This is a genomic window from Tolypothrix sp. PCC 7712 (assembly GCF_025860405.1).
GTDB classification, from domain to species: domain Bacteria; phylum Cyanobacteriota; class Cyanobacteriia; order Cyanobacteriales; family Nostocaceae; genus Aulosira; species Aulosira diplosiphon.
In genome coordinates, this window is record NZ_CP063789.1 from 12,684 (window position 1) to 33,073 (window position 20,390).

14 protein-coding genes and 1 pseudogene are annotated in these 20,390 nt (G+C 41.4%); 14 read left to right on the forward strand and 1 reads right to left on the reverse strand.

What is annotated here, in order from left to right:
- Positions 1-192: 192 nt before the first annotated feature.
- The 13 genes from HGR01_RS39360 (at position 193) to HGR01_RS39420 (ending at position 19,762) form a co-directional block, all read left to right on the forward strand.
- Entirely contained in the window at positions 193-2,883 is a 2,691-nt protein-coding gene (locus tag HGR01_RS39360) for a CHAT domain-containing protein (RefSeq protein ID WP_052335431.1), read from the forward strand.
- Positions 2,884-3,299: 416 nt separating this feature from the next.
- Positions 3,300-3,737: a DUF6932 family protein gene (locus HGR01_RS39365; protein ID WP_045874287.1), complete on the forward strand. Its 438-nt coding sequence runs from the start codon at positions 3,300-3,302 to the stop codon at positions 3,735-3,737.
- A gap of 2 nt (positions 3,738-3,739) precedes the next feature.
- On the forward strand, positions 3,740-5,203 hold the full coding sequence (locus HGR01_RS39370) for a helix-turn-helix domain-containing protein (protein ID WP_045874286.1): 1,464 nt from the start codon (positions 3,740-3,742) through the stop codon (positions 5,201-5,203).
- A 118-nt stretch (positions 5,204-5,321) separates the two neighbouring features.
- Positions 5,322-5,849: a DUF4186 family protein gene (locus HGR01_RS39375; RefSeq protein ID WP_210403143.1), complete on the forward strand. Its 528-nt coding sequence runs from the start codon at positions 5,322-5,324 to the stop codon at positions 5,847-5,849.
- Between the two features lie 8 nt (positions 5,850-5,857).
- On the forward strand, positions 5,858-6,868 hold the full coding sequence (locus HGR01_RS39380; protein WP_045874285.1) for a hypothetical protein: 1,011 nt from the start codon (positions 5,858-5,860) through the stop codon (positions 6,866-6,868).
- Positions 6,865-8,166 carry a hypothetical protein gene (locus HGR01_RS39385; RefSeq protein ID WP_045874284.1) on the forward strand — a complete coding sequence of 434 codons (1,302 nt, stop codon included), beginning with the start codon at positions 6,865-6,867 and terminating at the stop codon, positions 8,164-8,166. Before HGR01_RS39380 ends, HGR01_RS39385 begins: the two co-directional genes overlap by 4 nt.
- 61 nt (positions 8,167-8,227) lie before the next feature.
- Entirely contained in the window at positions 8,228-8,671 is a 444-nt protein-coding gene (locus HGR01_RS39390) for an ASCH domain-containing protein (protein WP_045874321.1), read from the forward strand.
- A complete protein-coding gene (locus HGR01_RS39395; protein WP_045874283.1) occupies positions 8,668-9,240 on the forward strand; it encodes an AAA family ATPase in 573 nt (190 codons plus the stop codon). The genes HGR01_RS39390 and HGR01_RS39395 overlap by 4 nt, the downstream gene beginning before the upstream one ends.
- A gap of 210 nt (positions 9,241-9,450) precedes the next feature.
- Positions 9,451-12,489, forward strand: a complete 3,039-nt coding sequence (locus HGR01_RS39400) for a hypothetical protein (RefSeq protein ID WP_045874282.1) — start codon at positions 9,451-9,453, stop codon at positions 12,487-12,489.
- A complete protein-coding gene (locus tag HGR01_RS39405; protein ID WP_045874281.1) occupies positions 12,486-16,157 on the forward strand; it encodes an ATP-binding protein in 3,672 nt (1,223 codons plus the stop codon). The genes HGR01_RS39400 and HGR01_RS39405 overlap by 4 nt, the downstream gene beginning before the upstream one ends.
- A 423-nt stretch (positions 16,158-16,580) precedes the next feature.
- Positions 16,581-17,138: a recombinase family protein gene (locus tag HGR01_RS39410; RefSeq protein ID WP_045868549.1), complete on the forward strand. Its 558-nt coding sequence runs from the start codon at positions 16,581-16,583 to the stop codon at positions 17,136-17,138.
- Positions 17,139-17,154: 16 nt separating this feature from the next.
- On the forward strand, positions 17,155-18,801 hold the full coding sequence (locus HGR01_RS39415; RefSeq protein WP_096622410.1) for a DDE-type integrase/transposase/recombinase: 1,647 nt from the start codon (positions 17,155-17,157) through the stop codon (positions 18,799-18,801).
- Entirely contained in the window at positions 18,791-19,762 is a 972-nt protein-coding gene (locus HGR01_RS39420; RefSeq protein ID WP_045874280.1) for an ExeA family protein, read from the forward strand. Before HGR01_RS39415 ends, HGR01_RS39420 begins: the two co-directional genes overlap by 11 nt.
- Before the next feature lie 202 nt (positions 19,763-19,964).
- Here HGR01_RS39420 and HGR01_RS39425 read toward each other — a convergent pair whose 3' ends face one another.
- The gene (locus tag HGR01_RS39425; RefSeq protein WP_194007727.1) at positions 19,965-20,123 is read right to left on the reverse strand and encodes a hypothetical protein; all 159 of its coding nucleotides are present in this window, start codon (positions 20,121-20,123) and stop codon (positions 19,965-19,967) included.
- Between the two features lie 55 nt (positions 20,124-20,178).
- On the opposite strand from HGR01_RS39425, the pseudogene HGR01_RS39430 reads away from it, so the two are divergent.
- A pseudogene (locus tag HGR01_RS39430) lies at positions 20,179-20,274 on the forward strand (arsenate reductase); the annotation flags it as partial.
- Between the last annotated feature and the right edge of the window lie 116 nt (positions 20,275-20,390).

Sequence of the window (20,390 nt, forward strand, 5' to 3'; positions counted from 1 at the left end):
AGCATAAACTAGGATTTGTGTTGTTGTAATAGGAGTCATTACAGAGTTTTCTAATATCTACACAATGCTTGAATTGACAAAATATGCTTTTGTCAATTCAAGCATTGAAATATTTTTGAAATTAGGACAATTGTTATTGCTATGAGATTTAACAAGAATTTTTTCGTACTAATAATTACTTTATCAGTAACCATGTTTGGGTCTTGCGGGCTTAATTTAAAGCTGAGATTATTTCCTTCAAAAGCAGTCGCTCAAACAGTAGTTTATCAGAAAACCAAAGCAGACCAACTACTTGAGAAAGGTAAGAAAGATTTTGATAGCAGTGAATTTTCCAAGGCTTTGGAGTCTTGGAAACAATCATTGAATCTCTATAGAGAAATTGGAGACAGCCAAGGTGAAGCTATATCTATGGGGAACCTGGGACGTGTTTACCATGAACTCGGTGATTATCGTACAGCCATTGATTATCACCAAAATTATTTAGACATCACAAAGAAAATTGGAGACCACAAAGGTGAAGCTGCATCGTTGAACAATCTAGGTTCTACTTACGCTAGTCTGGGAGATTATAATAAAGCCATTTCTAACTACACGGAAAGTTTAGCTATTGCTAGAAATATCAAAGATAGCCAAGGTGAAGCTGTATCGTTGAACAATCTAGGTTCTACTTACGCTAGTCTGGGAGATTATAATAAGGCTATTTATTATCAACAACAATATCAAAATGTTTATCAAATACAATCTTTAGCTGTTGTAAATAACTCTGGCAAAGTTATTGCTATTGCTTCCCAACAACAATATCAAAATGGAAATGGTTATCAGCAGCAATCTCAACAGCAATCTATAGCTGTCACAAGTGTCTCTAGTTCTTCTTCGCAACTACAATCTTCATCTATCGCTATCGCCGGTAACTCTAGTACAGCTATTGCTATTAGTTATCAACAACAATATCCAAATGGTTATCAACAGCAATCTTTAGCTGTCGCAGGTGACTATAGTAAAGCCATTAATTACTACAACAAATCTTTAGAATTCAACAAGAAAATTGGAAACAAGCTAGGTGAAGTAGCATCTCTAACAGGTTTAGGAGATGCTTACCTAAAAAAAGGGGATCATGGCACTGCTATTAGGTATATTAGTCAATCTTTAGATATCGCCAAGAAAATTGGAGATATTCAAGGTGAAGCTTCATCTTTGTTAGTTTTAGGGAATATTTCTCTTCAAACAGAGGACTATAAAAAAGCTATTGATAGCTTTAACCAATCTTTAAATATCTACCGAAAAATAGGAAACCGTAAAGGAGAGGCTCAATCTCAGGAAAATCTTGGAAATGCTTACCTTAAAAAAGGTGAATATGACAAAGCTGTGAATTTACTCCAGATATCTTTAGCTATCACTAAGAAAATTGGATATCGTCCAGGTGAGGCTTCATCTCTGAACAATCTCGGAAAAGCACTATTTCTATCTGGAAAGTTTGCAGATGCAGAGAAATACCTTAATCAGGCAATTGAAACTTTGGAAGCTATTCGAGGGCTTTTAGGTAACCAAGAAAATTGGAAAATTTCTATTTTTGAACAACAAGCCCAGACCTACCAACTGCTGCAACAAGTTCTCGTTGCTCAACAAAGACCCCAAAAAGCTCTAGTCATTGCCGAACAGGGAAGAAACCGTGTTTTAGTGGAAATATTATTTAGACGAAAATATCGGGAATTGGACACATTAATGATTCCACCACCTCTTACTATAGAAGAAATTCAAAAAATAGCTAGAGAGCAAAAATCCACCCTAATTGAATATTCTGTTACTTTGGATAAAATATTTATTTGGGTGATTCCACCTCGAGGTAAAATACAATTTCGTTTTGTCAATATTCCCAAAGATATTTCTCTGAAAGAACAGGTCAAAGTAAGTCGTGAATTTATAGGTGTTAGAGGTAGTAACAATCATCATTCCACTTCAACAGTCGGTAGTTTTAACACACGATTGCGGCAATTGCATCAAATTTTAATTGAACCTATTGCTGATTTGTTACCCCAAGATGAAACACAAAGGGTTATTTTCATTCCCCATCAAGAGTTATTTTTGGTTCCTTTCGTCGCACTCCAAAATGAAAAAAATGAATACCTAATTGAAAAACACACCATCCTCACCGCACCTTCCATTCAAGCACTGAGTTTAACTCAAAAAGATAAACAAGCAGAAAACAATCAAAATACATCTGTTCTTCCTCGTGGTGAGTCAGCTTTGATCGTTGGTAATCCTACTATGCCTAAAGAAGGAGTAGGGAAAGATTTAAAACCTTTAGACCCACTCCCTGGTGCAAAAGTAGAAGCCGAAAAAATTGCAGAGATGCTGGATACTAAAGCCCTCATTGGAGACCAAGCTACGGAATCAGCCATTGTGCAAAAAATGGCATCTGCCAAACTAATTCATTTTGCTACCCACGGTTTACTTGATAGTATCAATGCTATCGGTTATCCCGGTGCTATTGCTCTGGCTCCTTCTAGCAAGGATGATGGCTTCCTCACCACTAGTGAAATTATGGAGCATTTTGGACTTCCAAAAAAATCCCCTTTACAAGCTGAATTGGTCGTACTAAGTGCTTGTGACACAGGTAGAGGTGATATCAAAGGTGAAGGTGTAATTGGTTTATCCCATGCTTTTATGGCTTCCGGTGTCCCCACTTTAGTAGTGTCTTTGTGGACTGTGCCGGATAGTGATACTGTAAAGTTGATGACTGACTTTTACACCAATATCGACAAGCGTAAATTTGATAAAGCTACAGCAATGCGTCAGGCGATGTTAAGTATGCTCCGCGATAATAACGGGAATCCTGACCCCAAAGCCTGGGCTGCTTTTACTGTGATTGGTAAGGCTGAGTGATTCCGTAGTTTAGAATTCAAAATTAATGCGGCTGGGTGTCATTTATTTGGGAACTACTGTCCAGTCTTGGCGGCTTGAGCCGCCTCAGTTCAAGATTTTCACCCCTAGACAAGGCAGGAAGCGCAGTCTGCATCAGCGTCTACACCGCCCGATATAGCAAAGTGGTTAAGTGTTGCGTCCGTAGGGGATCAATAACGGGATACTTTCGGGAGCAAAAATTCACGTTATATAAATTTTCTACAACGTGAAGCTCTTATCTGGTAAAGCATTTTGCGATTCATGGTGTTTTTAGTACCTATAAGCAGACGAATCCACACAGCTGTGGGGAGGGGTAGGATTGGTGAAATAACTTTGAAATTTTTGCAACACAACAAAAAAGTTGTGTTACATTATAAGCACAACAAAAAAGTTGTGACATGATACCAACGTTTAACCCTGATGGAAACTTGCCTCCAGGAGTGCATTGGACTAAATGGCAAGAATTCGTGGAACGATTTGGCACGACACCACGCCGACAGCAACTTCTCAAGGGACTGAAGTCTGCCATAGATTCACTGTCAAAGGCAGGTTGCCAAGTGATTTATATCGATGGCAGTTTCGTAACGGAGAAGGAAAATCCTAATGATTATGACGGCTGCTGGGATGTTACAGGTGTTGATCCCCACCTACTTGACCCCATTTTGCTTAACTTCGACAATGGTCGATCTGCCCAAAAAATTAAGTACCAAGGAGAACTCTTCCCAGCGCAAACATCAGAAAGTATTACTGGAAAAACATTTTTAGAGTTTTTCCAGGTTGATAAGAACACTGGCAACCCCAAAGGCATTGTTGCCATAGATTTGCGGAGGGTATAGCTATGATCAAGAACGAGCGGCAGTACCGTATAACAAAGGCCCAAATAGATAAGTTCTCACGTGCGTTAGAAGAACTTGCTGAACAATCACAATCTAACCAAAAGGTGCATCCAATACTGCAAAAGGCTCAAGCGGATGCGTTACAGAGCCAGCTTACCGATCTGCGTAAACAATTAGAGGAATACGAGGCATTAAAATCAGGTCAGCAGGCAGTGCTGGCAATTGAATCATTAGAGGAACTACCACGCGCCCTGATCAAAGCACGCATTGCGGCTGGACTAAGCCAAAAAGATTTGGCTGAACGACTTAAACTCAAAGAACAGCAAATACAACGTTATGAAGATACAGAATATGCCTCTGCAAGCTTTGGGCGATTAGTCGAGGTAAGTCAGGCGCTTGGAATTAAGGTGCGAGAAGATGTTTTCTTGCGTAGTGTTCAAGGTTCACTAACTACACTGTTTCAGCGTCTAAATCAAGTTGGAATCGATCGCAATCTTGTACTTAGACGATTGCTTCCCCAATCAACAACAGCGAATATACAAACAGAAAAGTTAACTGAAGAAGAAGAAAGTAGCTTAGTCTTCCGTATTGCCACACTTTTGCAGCGGGTTTTTAAATTGACACCAACTGAAATTTTTAGCTCCAGTCCATTGCAGCTAAACACGGCAGCGTTAGGAACGGTTCGTTTTAAAGTTTCTGCACGGACAGATGAACGCCGTCTAAGCGCATATACAGTTTATGCCCATTTTCTGGCTCTCCTCTTACTGGAAGCGACATCAGATTTGCCCAAGAAGCGAATTCCTACAGATGCTAATGAAGTTCGAGAAGCAATTATTTCAACTTATGGAAGCCTCACATTTAAAAATGCGTTGCAGTACCTTTGGAGTCTAGGTGTACCAGTGTTACCCCTGAAAGACCCTAGTGCGTTTCATGGAGCTTTTTGGCGTGTGGGAGGACGCAACGTGATTGTTCTCAAACAACAAACGTCATCTGCTGCACGTTGGCTTTTTGACCTCCTTCATGAACTTTTTCATGCTGCACGGGAACCTGATTTAGATGAACGTACCGTTGTCGAAGCTGAAGAGACGGCTATTGAGCGACGGGAATCTCAAGAAGAGATGGAAGTAAATCTAGAGGCTGGGAATGTTGTGCTAAGTGGCCGTGCAGAGGAACTGGCTCAGATGTGTGTAGAAGCAGCAAACGGTAGCGTTGAGCGATTAAAGAGAGTTGTCCCTCAAATCGCTAAAAGAGAGAATGTTCCAGCTGATTCACTTGCCAACTATATGGCATTTCGCTTGTCACTTCAGGGTATCAACTGGTGGGGAGCAGCAACTAATCTCCAGGTGACCAATGATAATCCTTGGCAAATTGCGCGTGATTTCCTTCTTGAGCAAACTAATTTCGGAAGACTAAATAATGTAGATTACAACTTACTTTTGCAAGCACTGTCTGATATAGATAACTGAGTATAAGCGTTTTATGACACAAAACCAAACAATAACTCTCAAGCCACTCAAAATTTCTTGCACTAGTAGCGACTGTGAAAATGGATTGCACTGTTTCAAAAACAGTCAGAAAAAGAAGGTGGCTGACCAATTTGGTCAATGCCATTCATGCGGAGCAGACCTGGTTGATTGGAGCCGAGTCCAAAAACGCGATTTGAGTGATGTAAATTATACTTTTGCGGCTCTCAAGCACGAACTAATCCGGCATTATTTTTGGCACATTGAAATTGACCAAAAGGCAATTAATCATGCCCGCCGCAAAGGTAAAAATGGGATGCGAGTTGCAGTTGAGAAGCGAATTCGCAAATCAGTAGGCCCAGCAGAACCCCCCTATGATGGTCGCCAAACGCCAAAAGAAAATTCAGGGAATGCTATTTACTACGCTCAACACGCCACAGCTTGTTGTTGCCGTCAGTGCATGGAGTATTGGCATGACATCCCGCTTGGTCGAGAATTAACTGAGGCTGAAATAGGATATTTCTCAGATTTGGTGATGCTTTATATCAATGAGCGATTACCGTTTCTCACAGAAAATGGAGAGAAAGTACCACGGCTAAAACCTCTGCGTTGTGAAGAAAGTTCGTCTACAGAGGACGAAGGGGGGTAAAAGTATAAATGGCAATCAACACAGAAGCTTTGTCATCTCGCTATCGAGCTGCGTCAGTTAATTTAGAAGGTAAGCGCCTCCTAATCACAAACTTTCTTAACACCGAGCAAGAAAAAGATTTAAGTGAACCTCCTAATTGTGGTGGGATCGGACGCATCCGACATTTCCGACGTTCCACCAGCACAAATTGGCCTTCTAATCCTTTGCCCATTGACCCGGCTTGCAAGGCACTTAGTTTAGCATCAACTGATACGATTCGAGCGCAGGTTTTTCAATACGCGGCGTGCAACTGGCGTTGTTGGTACTGTTATGTTCCCTTTGACTTACTTAAAGCCAATCCTGATTTCTCGGACTGGTTGAGTCCCACTAGCTTAATTAATCGTTATCTCGACCAGCCTGACCCTCCACCCATCATAGATTTGACTGGTGGACAGCCGGATCTCGTCCCCGAATGGGTGCCTTGGATGATGGCTGAAATTAAAAGCCGTGGGCTTGAACGCCAAATCTACCTTTGGTCTGATGACAATCTAAGCAACGATTATTTCTGGAAATATCTTTCTGATGCAGACATTGAACTCATCGCCACATACCCCAACTACGGTCGCGTTTGTTGTTTCAAGGGTTTTAACGCCGAGTCATTTGCGTTTAACACCCGTGCAGAGTCTGCGTTGTTCGACCAGCAATTTCATCTAATGAAACGGCTGTTGACACTGGGTATCGACTTATATGCTTACGCCACATTCACAGCGCCGTCGGCAGTTGGGGTAGCAGAAGATATGCGTCGCTTTGTCGATCATCTGCAAATGCTTGATGAGAATCTCCCCTTGCGGACAGTGCCGCTACAGATTCAAAAGTTTACTCCAGTTCAGCAACGTTTGAATCAGGACACCTATGGAGCATTGCAGAATCAGCAAATTGCCATTGAGGCTTGGATTCAAGAATTAGAGTCCAGGTATTCCAGCGATCAAAGAGCTTGCAACATTGCCAATATACCGCTTTATGAGGGCAGATATAGATGACAATAACTAAAACTGAAACACAGATATTTGAAGATGCTGTTGATAGTTGGGTGCTTGAGGCGATCGCCTGTGGAGTACGTTCATTTGACCAATTAGTTGTATCACTGCCAGGAGTATATCCCTCTGTTGCCCTCAAATCTCTCCAACGTCTTGTGTATGCCAAAAAAATTTCTACCGAGATTTTAGCAAACGTATTAAAATCAGCAAAACAAAAACTGCAACTGCCAAATTACTCATACCACCAAATTCCTTTACCAATTCCCCATCCCCTCGATTATGATTGGCGATTTAGCGATGCAGCTGCTAGGCGCTTATTGAATGAGTGTGCAAAAGTAACCAATCTTGATGATACTATTGTACTACTAGGTACACCCAGTTTGCTGCGGATGGGAATTGAAGAATCTTACTCACGCCATCTGGTACTGCTTGAAGCAAATCACACAGTAACACATAGTCTTGCTCAAGCAGTACCGCAAACCCAGGTAATCCAGTGCGATGTGATGAGAGAGCAACTACCGAGTCTTACAGCTGCGGCTGTTGTTCTCGATCCACCTTGGTATCCGGAGCATATACAATCATTTCTCTGGACTGCTAGCCAACTATGCCAAATTGGTGGCCATATATTACTGAGTATGCCTCCTATCGGAACTCGCCCTGGCATTCAAGAGGAATGGGCGAAAATTTTGGACTGGGCGCAGCAGATAGGTCTTACCTTAGTAAAGTTAGAGCAATCTGCTTTGTCCTATGTAACACCGCCCTTTGAACTTAACGTACTTAGAGCAGAAGGGTTAAATGCAGTTTCCAGGGAATGGCGACGTGGGAATTTAGCTGTGTTCTTACGCAGCCATCAAGCTGAAATCCCGCGACCAACAATTCCTTCGCTAGACGATGGATGGACTGAGGAAGTACTGCTTGGCGTAAGAATACGTGTTCGGCAACCAAATATACTTGAATTTGCCGACCCGTCCCTGATTTCGGTTATTCCAGGAGATGTGCTTCAATCAGTGAGTCGAAGAGATTCGCGTCGCCAGTTGGCTGATGTTTGGACTTCTGGAAACCGAATCTTTGCCTGTCAGGGGCGCGGGGTGCTGTTGCAGATTCTACGGGCTTTGGCAGTTGGGCGATCGCCTTATGAAGCGGTAGCCGTATCTGTACAACGTTCGTTAAATCTTAATGAAACTGAGCTAGTATCCCACGCGGTCAATCAAATAGTAAATATTGTTAGTACAGAACAAAAGGAGATTTTACTCTTTGGCGAACAGCGGAACAATACACGACTCTCTCTCGCCGCTGGTTGATGAACTATTGTCAGCTGTGCGAGGTGATATTTTTTGGGAGGGTTACTTAAAGCCATTGCAATTGTCTGAATCACCGACCTTTACACTTCACTTGGCTATTTTAGTAGAGCCGTATCTTCAATTTATTCTTGATGGTAAAAAAACAGTGGAGTCAAGGTTTTCTACGCGCAAATTTGCTCCATACAACCGCGTGGAAAAAGGTGACGTTGTTTTGTTAAAGCAATCAAGTGGGCCAATTGTGGGAATATGCCAAGTTTCCTATGTTTGGTTTTATCAGCTAGAGCCTGAATCTTGGCGAACTATTAAAGAGGGTTTTGCAACTGCTATATGTGCCCAAGACCCTGATTTTTGGAAACAACGTGAAGCGGCATCATTTGCTACTTTAATGCGAATTCAAAACGTTAAATCCATAGAACCCATCAAATTTGTTAAACGCGATCGCCGAGGTTGGGTGGTCTTGCACGAAAGTTCTAGTCAACTACAACTCGATTTAGGAATTTCATGAAACCAGTTATTCTTGGCTTCGCTGGCAGTATTGCCAGTGGCAAGTCAACACTTTCAATCGAGGTAGCTTCATCTCTGGGCTGGCAACGTGTCAGTTTTGGGGACTACGTTCGGACTGTAGCACAGCACCAAGGGCTAGGGGAATCACGAGAAGTATTGCAGACTGTTGGCGCAACTCTTGTTAACCAAGGGATGGAACAGTTCTGTAAAGCAGTTTTGGCACAAATGGACTGGGAACCAGGACAACCATTAGTGGTAGATGGCATCCGTCACGCTGAAATACTCTCGACACTGCGTCGGCTTGTTGCACCCTCGGAATTGCTCCTTGTTTTTGTAGCGGTTAACAACTCAACGCGCGAAGCGCGGTTAATTGAGAGAGGGTTAACCCACCGAGAACAATGGCAGCAGTTTGAGGCCCACTCAACAGAAGCACAAGTGCAAACAGTGTTGCAAGCAATTGCTGACTTTACTGTGGATAGTACCCAAAAAATAGAAGAACTTGTTAAAGAGATTGTGACGTGGGTTCAACAATTGAGGAAGGAGATAATTTCTCAATCTTTTAACAAATAATGTTTGCATAACGCAGCAAGCAAACGCATCTCCTGATTGAAATACTTACTGAACAAGGGTTTGGCTCATAGATTAATTTCAGTTATAAACATTGGAAGTCTTGCCCTGCAAGGCATCCAGAATTGAGATGCGTTTGTCCTGCACACATAACCACTACCAATTGGGCAAGGACAGCCCGCACTACCTCGACCATTTGTAGGAGAAATTAGGGTGAATATTATTTCTGAAGGTGACAATCATTTAGCTCCCTTAGATTACAGCAGTTTACTCAACAAAATATTGGAAGTGCTGCCCAGTCAAAACCCATTCCAGTTCTCCCCTGATGACAGTCGATTGCGGATTAATATTGACAAAATCGCCGATCTGGTTGCTAATTCACAAGTGGAAAGCCCTTTGGCATCTGCTAGCGGGATTCGTTGTGCAACTATCAACCTTAGCGAGCGCACAGGTAAAAATTTCCCAGAGCAAATCAGACTAATCCGCGATCGTTTGCAAAACCTCTTGATTGCCGCATTACCACCAAACAAAACAGTAGAGTCAGCGATTTCGCAATTACTGACAGATTTACAGTCTTTTCAAGGTACAAAGCCATCTCTGGGATTTACTTATCCTTTCGGAGAGTATACAGGTTTGCAAAAACAGCGGCTCAGTCTTCAGCGCCACCGTTCAGGCAGTGATTCTCTCTTGAAACTTCATAAACTAATCATCACAGTTAAAGATGTCAAGGGATTTGATTCTCAACTTTCTTCCAGTCTTGATAATTATATCCAACAAGAATTTAGCGAAGAAACTGAGAGTGATTTAGAGGAATTAAGCGACACACTAGAAGAACTGATTAAAAATCAAAAATCTGACTTTTACAAGCTCAAACGAGTTATGTATACCGAAGCTATTGGTATGCTCAAACGAGAGGCGAAAATCAGGTATTTAGAGTTTATTTTGGAGAATGTTAACGATAGTGTAGATGGCAAAATATATCTTCAAGATTTGATTCGACGGCTACGATTACTAGAAGAATATATCAATGATATCAACCGAGGGTATGGTCATTACCAAGTAAACTATGCTGGAAAGTCAGTCAACTACAGAGACTTATTTTCTCGTGCCGAAGCTTTAGATATTCTCCCCATTATTCCCTTAATCGAAGGGTATTTAGGAGAAACAAAAGATGATACTAAAGGAGAGCAGCAGTTTATTTTTGGTTTCAAACTAAAATTTGGCGGTACAGTTCAAGCTTACGGAGACAAGCCACTTTCTGTACTAGATTATTACCTCAACCTAATCGACCCAGAAAGTCAGGAACATAAGGCGGGATTAGGGGACTCTTTTAAAAGTGATTATTTCAAAGAAAAAGTATTAAAAATAATATTTTTATACTATTTTATATTTGCTTCTAGGAGTAATCCTTTAGCAGATAATTACCAAGAAAATTCGGAGCTAAATTATGAACCTGTTTCGGTCTTTGAGCAACAGGTATTACCTGTACTCAAAGGTTCTGACGAAGAAGCTAAAAAGAAAATATTCGCCAAAATTAAGGAAGGAATTGAAAAATTTAACGTCAAAATAAAAATTGAAAAACTCAGGCAGTTACTTAAGGATTTGCTCAAAGATAAGCCTATTCTAAAAAGACGAGAGTATCCGCTTTATCTCGGCGTTAAAAGAGGCATTTTAGAGCGCGATTTAGACCGCGTTTTAACTGATGCTACATTTTTCAAGCCTGTCTTTGGTGAGAGGTCACGAGAAGCCCTAAAGTATATTGCCATCAGGGAGCCTCATGTTGATAGCAGTTACCTTTGCAATCTTTCTGTCAGTATTGCAGTAGAAGATATTCGCTATTTCCCCACTGATGAGCGCCAAACATTTAGCATGGCGTATGATATCACAGATATTAAAGCACTACCAATTCTTTTGGTTCCTCTTACTGAAGCAAGCTGTCAGAACATCTACAATAATTCTTTCAAACATCAAAAACCAATTTTATTCATCTACAATCATAAAAAGTTACGAGAGCAAATTTTCAACAATCCCGACTCCCCCAAAGCGTTTATTTACCGTTTTACTTTTTCTCTGCTTATTTATATCTGCCTGAAAGTACTGCTTGAGTCTGTCAAAGATAAACTGTTTATTCCCATTGTGCGGTTGCAACTGCATACCAAGCAGAACTCCACACCAGAAGAAGAATTTATGCGCTCGCTCTCTAAAACTTTATCCCACTTATTGAGCGAAGAACATCAATCCAGTACTCAAGGATTCTGTGTCAAAAACCTGAATCCTTACAAAATTGAAAATGGTCTAAGTTCTCTTTACTCTGTACTCCCCAAAAAATTTAAATTCAACGCTTCTTCCTACAACACCCAGCTAGACAAACTAGCAATTATTATAGTCTCCAGCCGTGAGAGTGATGCCAGTTGGCGAGGTGGAGAACGAATATCAAACTTGTTAGGAGAAGTTGTGGGAGTAGAGCGTCTACAGGATGGCACAGTTCGCTTAGAAACGCTCAACACCTTCGCAGCAAACTATGAACATCAGCAGATGTTTCAAAGACCTACTATTGTCATTGATGAAGTTGAAAAATTATACCGCGAGGGCTATCGGCACTTTATGTATATTGCCAAGTCGCCATATTCTAGCACTCTCAATATGACTCAGAGTGATGAAGATGAATCACTATTTTTCATGTCCACACCTGTACTCAAGGCTTTAAAGGGAGATAAAGATGACATCAAAATATACCCAGTATTCTTTGATAAATATTATGTAGTAAATCTGGGGCGCACTGTTAGTTCTCTGTACATCCAGGACACACTTGAACTAACAGGCTTAGTTGAAGACCCCAGCAAGAAAGCTGTTGTCTTTTTCAATCTATTCAATGGAATTAAAGTCGGTCAAGATGACGAGCGTTACTACAACGGGGTAATTTCCTACGCCACCTTGCTAAATGTCTATGATGACATTCTAGATGATGAAGATATCCGTAGGGGACTAATTTATGACCGCGAAAACAATCCTATCAAAAATGATATCTTGCAATATCTAACCTTATTTCACTTTTCGCGCTACGAAGCTGTTCCTAGAAGGAATCGCAACATTAGCTTTAAGCTCGATCCTTACGAAAACATAATTGGGGATGATGCAGTTGGTAAATTGTCAGTTTTCAAGCACACCACTAGGAGCGTAAGCTTTAACTCTTTGGCGTTTTTAACTGAAGTTAGACGTGCCTTGAATGTAGAAGGAGAGGAGCAGAAATGATTGCGGAAGATTTAGGAAGATTATTTGAAATCGGCTTCAATGTTGGCATCCTTGCTTATATTCAGCAAAACCAATTGAATCACCGATTCGGAGATTTATATCAATGTGACTTACAAGCATTGCGGTTTCCACAACTGCATCGACGTATAGTTGATCGCGCTAATGTAATTAATGATAGTGATAGTAAAATCATTGCTAAGTGGAGTATATTTTTTCTCCAAAAGGGGTTTTTATCCGGCTTAAATTTCTTTAGGGAGTACCTGGAATCAACAGGTTGGAAACAGCGAAAGCTGGAAATTTTATACTACCAGTGTAACTTTTGTGATGACAACAGCCTTGGTACTCTTGTTAAGGGTGAGGAACAAGTCTTTAGAGATATCCTGTCACAATTAGGAGATATCAAGGTTGATATCGGTCGCTATAAGCAGCAAGGAGAGTTTCTTAGGGCTGATACTTTAATGCTGCTGCACAACGGCAAACAGTTTCGTATCCTCTCAGTGGATTTATCAGTGTTCTCGATTAAGTCAGCTGAAGATATTAAAGATTTAAATAATGTAGAAGTTATACGGCAATTACTGCTAAGTGAAATTAGTTATTTACGCTCAAAAAGTGTTTTCTCTGGACTTAGTATTGATACGGGAACAGACACCACAAAACTTGGATTAACCTTTTCTGAAGGGATTGCTCGTTATTTCACAGCTTTCAAACGCAAGGACAAAGAGAGTGTCAAATTAATCCAAGCCGCCAGTTATGCTCATAGCTTCTATGAGTTTTTACGACAGCACTCTTTTCTCCAAGAAGCTGACCCCGTAATGTTTAACATTATGGGTTACACTGACCGGGGCGTTAGTGCCATGTCAGTAAATCAAAAAAATTTAGATATCTTAAATACCTGCCACCGCATTTATAAGCAGCAACAAAGCGGTCAAGCGATCGCCGAAGCTCGTCAACAAGTTCTCAGAATCATCAAAAGGAAAGCAGCTGAGAGTTTTGTTAATGGCAAGACATTTATAAACTCTCTTTTAGCAGTACCACCTGATACAACTACTTTGGTTACTCACCAGGAGCGAGTAACAGGGTTTTTCAACTCAAGCGGGGAAGTGCCACCTCAATTAATGGCTCAACTCGGACTGAGTGGTAGTCTAGACCTACGTTCGGCTCACACCGCACTAATTAAAACTGCCCTGACTAATGACAATCCTTATCTTTTCTTAACTGGCAATCCTGGCATTGGTAAAACCACAACCATTGTAGAATTTCTCAAACAGCATCTCGACGATGGCTTTTTGTTCTTCTATGTCAGTCCCAGAAAAAACGTTAACAAGGACGTAATTGAGAAGTTTAAGAGTCAACCGGGAGAATCATTGGGCGGGAGCATTGCAGCACCATTGGAGAATCACGGACTGTTTTGCATCAATACCAATGCAGACATTATTCAAGCTAATGGTGGACACTGTACTGTGCAGTATTTCTCTGATTTACGAGAAGGGGACTTTACAGAACAAGCTGTTCATTTTATCGATGGTCAGGCTCTTATTGAGCGCAGTCTCTCTACTTCTCAAAGACTCCAGCGCAAAATGGAGGATTTAATTCAGGATGCTGGTGAGCAAACTAAAGGAGTTTTAGATAGCATTTGTGAAGCTATTTACACAATTATAGACCGTCAACTTTCCAATAATATAGTGGCAACAATTTCGCTGCAATCTTTGAAAAAAACGGGTAACGGTCAAGACACTCTCCGCCATTTTGAGAAGATATTTAGGAACGCCTATAACCAAAGTGAAGGTTCAGTCATTCCTGACCAGATGAAGAAAATCTCTCAACGCATTAAACATATATTTATCATGGTTGATGAGATTACAGGAGACCATAGCGGTGTAGAATTCTTAAACCGCATCAGTTCTATCCTTCGCCAATATGAGCTGACTAATTCCCAATATGGCTTTAATACCAAAATTATTGTAGCTGATGCTTCTATTGTTGACCCAGATGTCATTCAACAGCATCTTTCTACTACAGTTTCAGAACCAGACAAAATCTTTTATCGGCGAGCTTCAGATAACGACTCCCCCCTTTCAGTACAAACTTTCAAGTTTAAAGGTTTAGGCGCAACTGTCATCAATTCTAACTCTTACCCCGCTCGTAGTTTAAACATTACTTACAAAGTATTTATAGACTCTTTTAAATTTAGCAATTCAGCTTTTTTAGAGAAAAACAATAGCTTAGTTAACCGTGTACAAGCAGAGATTGCTGAGGATATTAATTCTTTCTTGGATAACCCAGAAGCTGGACAGTTAATTGTATATATCCAGGATAAGCAGAGATTAAAAGAATTGACCGAATATCTAAAAAAACATCGACGTAATTTTCAGTTATTTACGGACTACTTAGAAATTCACGCTAATATTTCAGAGCAGGAAAAGGAAGAAATCCAAAAATGTAATACTGAGGTAAAAGTGGTCTTTATGACCGCCTCAGCTAGTCGAGGGTTATCATTTCCTAAAGCTAAACATATTCTGGTTGATATCCCTCGCTTTGCCATTGAGCAAAACTTAATGGAAATTATTCAGGTAATTTACCGGGGTCGCGGTAACTACCTTGAAGATGGAATTACCAAAACCTTAGATAATGAGGAGAAAGATTTAATTCTTTACTTATCAGAGCGGGCTGTATATTACGCTGATGACCCGGAGCTTTCTTTACAAGAAAGTGTGCTGAGTCTTGTGAATATTCTATTAATTTTCAAGACATCTGTCATGACAAGAATTTCTGGGTCTGGGCAGATAGGTAAAGACCATTTTATGATGATTCCTATTGGGGGAAAGTCGGTATTTGCAGCAGGTGAAACATTTACGGGTAAGATATCTGGTTTAATCAAAGAACTGAAAAAAGAGCATATTCGTCGTCGGAGTGACAAGCTCTTGAAAGAGGTTTATACGAGTCTAGAGCAACTGTTAGGTCGTGTAAAGATTATCTTGAGCGATTTAGATAATTCCCCGCCGACACAAACCCTTTCTTATCTGTCAATGCGAGAGTCCTTTGCAGACCAGTTTGTGAAGTTGGTAAGTAGTGGTTTGGATCAGCTATTAAGCTTTGGCCCTGTAGAAGCCAGCCACATTAGTGGCAGTATGCTAGTAGTTTCTTTAGCTAATAAAGCACTTCAAGAAAACTATGAAATGCGTCTAGAGCAAGAACTCAAACCTTATGCCAATAATGAACTTTTAAAAAAGTTATATTCTATTAATTCTAATCAAGCCTATCCAGAAAATTTGCGTTCAGCAAGTTTTGGAGCAATTGAGCTAGTTAATTTACTTGGAAAACAAATGAGGCGGACACAGTGGTTTGAGCAAAATAGTCAGCGTTTTGACCAGTATTATGCAATTCCACTATTTATATTTACCAGTAATGAAGCGATTAAAGACTATTTTTCCAGGGGTGTAGAGGAGCCAGATGGAGAATCATTCCGAGATATTTTAGCTGAATATATCCGTTGTATGTTTCCTGTAGACAACATTTTGCCCATTGGCTCTCAGTACGGGGAATTTCCATTTGTTGTCTTTAGAAGCTATAGTTTAGGCGAAATTAGGCACAAGTTATTCACAGATAAGCAGCTTTTGACTTCCAATGAGTTGAATATATTAAACTTGATTCTTTCTCAAGAAGACTAAGTGTAACGACCTGCAATACTAATCGCTCAAACCTGCAATCAAGACATTTTCAAACCAGGATTAACTGCAACTATAATTACGCTTCAGCCAGGATTAATTGCAACTGAACCAGGATTAAATGCAACCAACCTGCAATCATCGGTTTCAACCAGGATTATTTGCAACTAACCGAAAGTCCAGTCAAACTGTAGTTTGACGGTTTTCTCAAAAAACGCCCTAATTTACAAACACGCATTATTTAAATTTCAGCCAGGATTATCTGCAACTATAAAGGTAAAGAAAACGGTCGTTTTTTTAACCGTTATTACCACCCAGATTGCAAATCAGAAACGGAATCAAGTTTAGTAACGAAACTCGGTAATTATATCAAAGGCAACATACGCTGTTAAGTAACGAGTATATGTACTTGTTGAGGTTCAAAGTATGTTGATAGGCTATGCCCGAATTTCAACAGATGACCAAAATCTGAACCTGCAAATGGATGCTTTGCAGTTTGCTGGTTGCGAGAAAATTTACTCCGACCGTATAAGCGGTGCAAAAGCAGCAAGACCTGGACTAACTCTAGCATTGGAGGTAGCACGAACTGGTGATGTTTTGGTGGTATGGCGGCTCGACCGCTTGGGAAGGTCGCTCAAAGACCTGATTGAAACGATGGAAACTTTAGGCCAGCGAGGAATTGGGCTTTCTAGTTTACAAGAATCCATTACTACCACAAACAGCAGTGGTAGGTTGATTTTCCATTTATTTGGCGCATTGGCGGAATTTGAACGCAACCTAATCCGCGAACGCACAACTGCTGGACTAATCGCAGCGCGTAAGCGCGGTCACAAGGGAGGAAGACCAAAAGCCCTTGACCCAGCTAAACGTCAATTAGCAGTAAAGCTTTATACCGAAAAACAACACACCATTATTGAAATATGTAAGTTGATGGGAATTTCCAAACCAACGCTCTACAACTACATTGCAGAGATAAATACCTAACATGGTACATAAGCAAATCCCGACAGAGGCGCTCATCAATTTACGCCACCGCCTCGACGGTTTGCCTAGTCGTTGCCAAGAGCGTCGAATTCTCATTGAAGAAACAGCCGCACTGTATGGAGTGTCAACTGATACGTTATATCGGGCGTTGCGTAATTCATCACGTCCAAAATCTATAAACCGCTCAGATAGCGGGACACCCAGAAAGCTTTCACTCTCAGAAATGGAACGTTACTGCGAGGTCATCGCGGCGATGAAAATCCGTACCAGTAACAAAAAAGGGCGACATGTCTCCACAGTACGGGCGATTGAACTGTTGGAAGAATTTGGGATGGAGACACCTGATGGTTTTGTCCAACCGCCTAAAGGCGCATTGACTAGAAGTACTGTCAATTATTATTTGAAAACCTGGGGGTACGACACTGAACGTATGACTAGGCAACCGCCTGCGGTGCGTTTTCAAGCAGAATACAGCAACGAGTGTTGGCATTTCGACCTCAGCCCATCCGATCTCAAACACGTAAAACAGCCATCATGGGTGGAACCGGGTAAGGGTAATCCACTACTGATGCTGTACAGCATTGTTGATGACCGTAGCGGTGTATGTTACCAGGAATACCACTGTGTTTATGGGGAGGATGTGGAAGCTGCATTGCGTTTCTTATTTAATGCGATGACGGTGAAAACAACTGATGGATTTCCCTTTCATGGGATTCCAGAAATGATTTACACCGACAACGGACCAATTGCTAAAAGCCACGTATTTCAAAACGTGATGGATTGCCTGAGAATCAATCTTGTCACCCACATGCCTGCGGGTAAAGATGGTCGCAGGGTAACAGCTCGCTCCAAGGGCAAAGTGGAAAGACCTTTTCGGACGGTCAAAGAAGCTCACGAGACTCTGTATCACTTTCACGAACCCGAAAGCGACGTTGAAGCTAACTTGTGGTTACGCCAGTATTTGTTGCATTACAACGACAAACCACACCGCATAGAACCGCATTCGCGGATAGAAGATTGGTTGCGAAATATACCAAAGTCTGGTTTACGTTCAATGTGTAGTTGGGAGCGATTCTGTAACTTTGCCCGCGAACCACAACGTAGAAAGGTTGGGTCAGATGCCAGAGTATCAATTGAGGGCGTAGCTTACGAGGTAGAGCCAGACTTGGCTGGTGAAACCGTCGTCCTTTGGTGGGGTTTATTTGACAACGAGCTATACGTTGAGTTTAGCGATCGCCGCTACGGGCCATTTTACCCGGTTGATGGGCCCATCCCACTACATCGCTATCGCAAACACAAGAAAACTAAAACCGAAGAACGGGCAGATAAAATTGCCGATTTAGCTAAAAAGTTGGGCTTGCCACGGACAGCTTTAGACAAAAACGCGGATCTACAATTTCTGGTGGATAAGTACAAGGAACTTACGCCAACCATCACACCTTTTAATGACCCCGACCCATACCAAGAATTTACTTATCCCACTGTACTGTTTGCTAAAAGGGCGATTTCCGATTATCTGGCTAAACCGTTGGCTAAATTGTCTACTGAACAGTTGGTATTTATTGATGCATTGCTAGCTGAGACTTTGACTAAAAAAGTGATTATTGAACGAGTGCGGCAGTATTTCCACTCAAATAAAGGAGGGGAACACAATGCTCACTGAAGTTATGGAACATTTTCGGTTGGTTAGGGAATTCCCCAAGGCTGGGTACTACGAGACGGAACACCAAAAGCAAATGTTCAAGGATATTAAAGTCGCAATTCATTCAGGGAAGTTGGTTGCTATCACGGGAATTATTGGCTGTGGCAAGACAACCACCTTGCGACGTTTGTTTGAGGTTTTGGAGAAGGAAGGCAAGATTTTAGTCTCAAAGTCCCTTTCTGTCGATAAAGATCGGGCGACTCTACCAACACTAATTGCTGCCTTATTCTACGATTTATCCACAGATAAGGAAATTAAAATCCCAAAAGACGGCGAAAAACGGGAACGGGAACTGCGCGACCTGATTAGAAAAGGTAAAAAGCCGGTGGCACTGTTTGTTGATGAGGCTCATGACCTACACTACAGCACTTTAACGGGACTTAAACGTTTAATCGAGGTAGTTGAAGATGGTGGTGGCACACTTTCAGTGGTATTAGCTGGTCATCCCAAATTGAAAAATGATTTACGCCGTCCCACTATGGAAGAAATTGGGTATCGGGCAACGGTCTTCTCCTTGGAGGGTATTGTTGGTAGCCAGCGAGAATATATTGAATGGTTAGTATCTAAATGCATTGTTGAAGATACCCAAATAAGTGACATATTGTCGGCGGAAGCCATTGATTTACTTGCCATGCGCTTGAGGACACCTCTGCAAATCGAGCAACATTTGACACTCGCATTCGAGGCTGCATACCTCTTTGGGGAAAAACCTATCACTACGGCGATTATTGAGTCCGTTTTATCTAAGCAAATTGATGACTTAGAACCCACCTTAACCCGTCATGGTTATGACGTGAGGGGCTTGGCGGAACAGTTTAATGCTAAACCTGCTGAAATTAAATTGCTGTTTCGCGGACAACTCGATCCAGCGCGATCGCGTGAATTACAGGAACAAATGCTAGCGGCTGGGTTGCCGCTTTGAGTGGATTAAAAACGCAAGAAAAATGGAAGTATTTATAGTTGCAAATAATCCTGGTTGAAACCGATGATTGCAGGTTGGTTGCATTTAATCCTGGTTCAGTTGCAATTAATCCTGGCTGAAGCGTAATTATAGTTGCAGTTAATCCTGGTTTGAAAATGTCTTGATTGCAGGTTTGAGCGATTAGTATTGCAGGTCGTTACAACTAAGCAACTTCTGTGATGCCGTGTCTTACATGAAACTCGAAAGCCAAGCATGATTGGAAAGGTGTAACTTCGCACCACTGTTGCGCGGTTGCACCTCTTTTCTGGGTGTGGGTTCGTACAGATGAGCAATCCTGGTAGTTCAGGTCGCGCTTGCTCATTTGACCCCAGAACCACCATACCAAGAGGTATTGCTGTTATCTCTAAGACTGCTAAATGCTGCTCAAACGTCCGCTTTTCGTCAAAGATGGAACAGCAATACTGGTAGGTTTTAAAGATGAAAAAGTCATTCGAGAAAAATTAGGGCTTTAGTAGCCAAACCCTTATCCCCAGACCCATCCAACTAAATCGGCAAAACCCTCAATGATGAGGCCTTAATTTATAGAAGTGGTGGACAGCAAGCGCAATAACAAACGGCAAAATGTTTT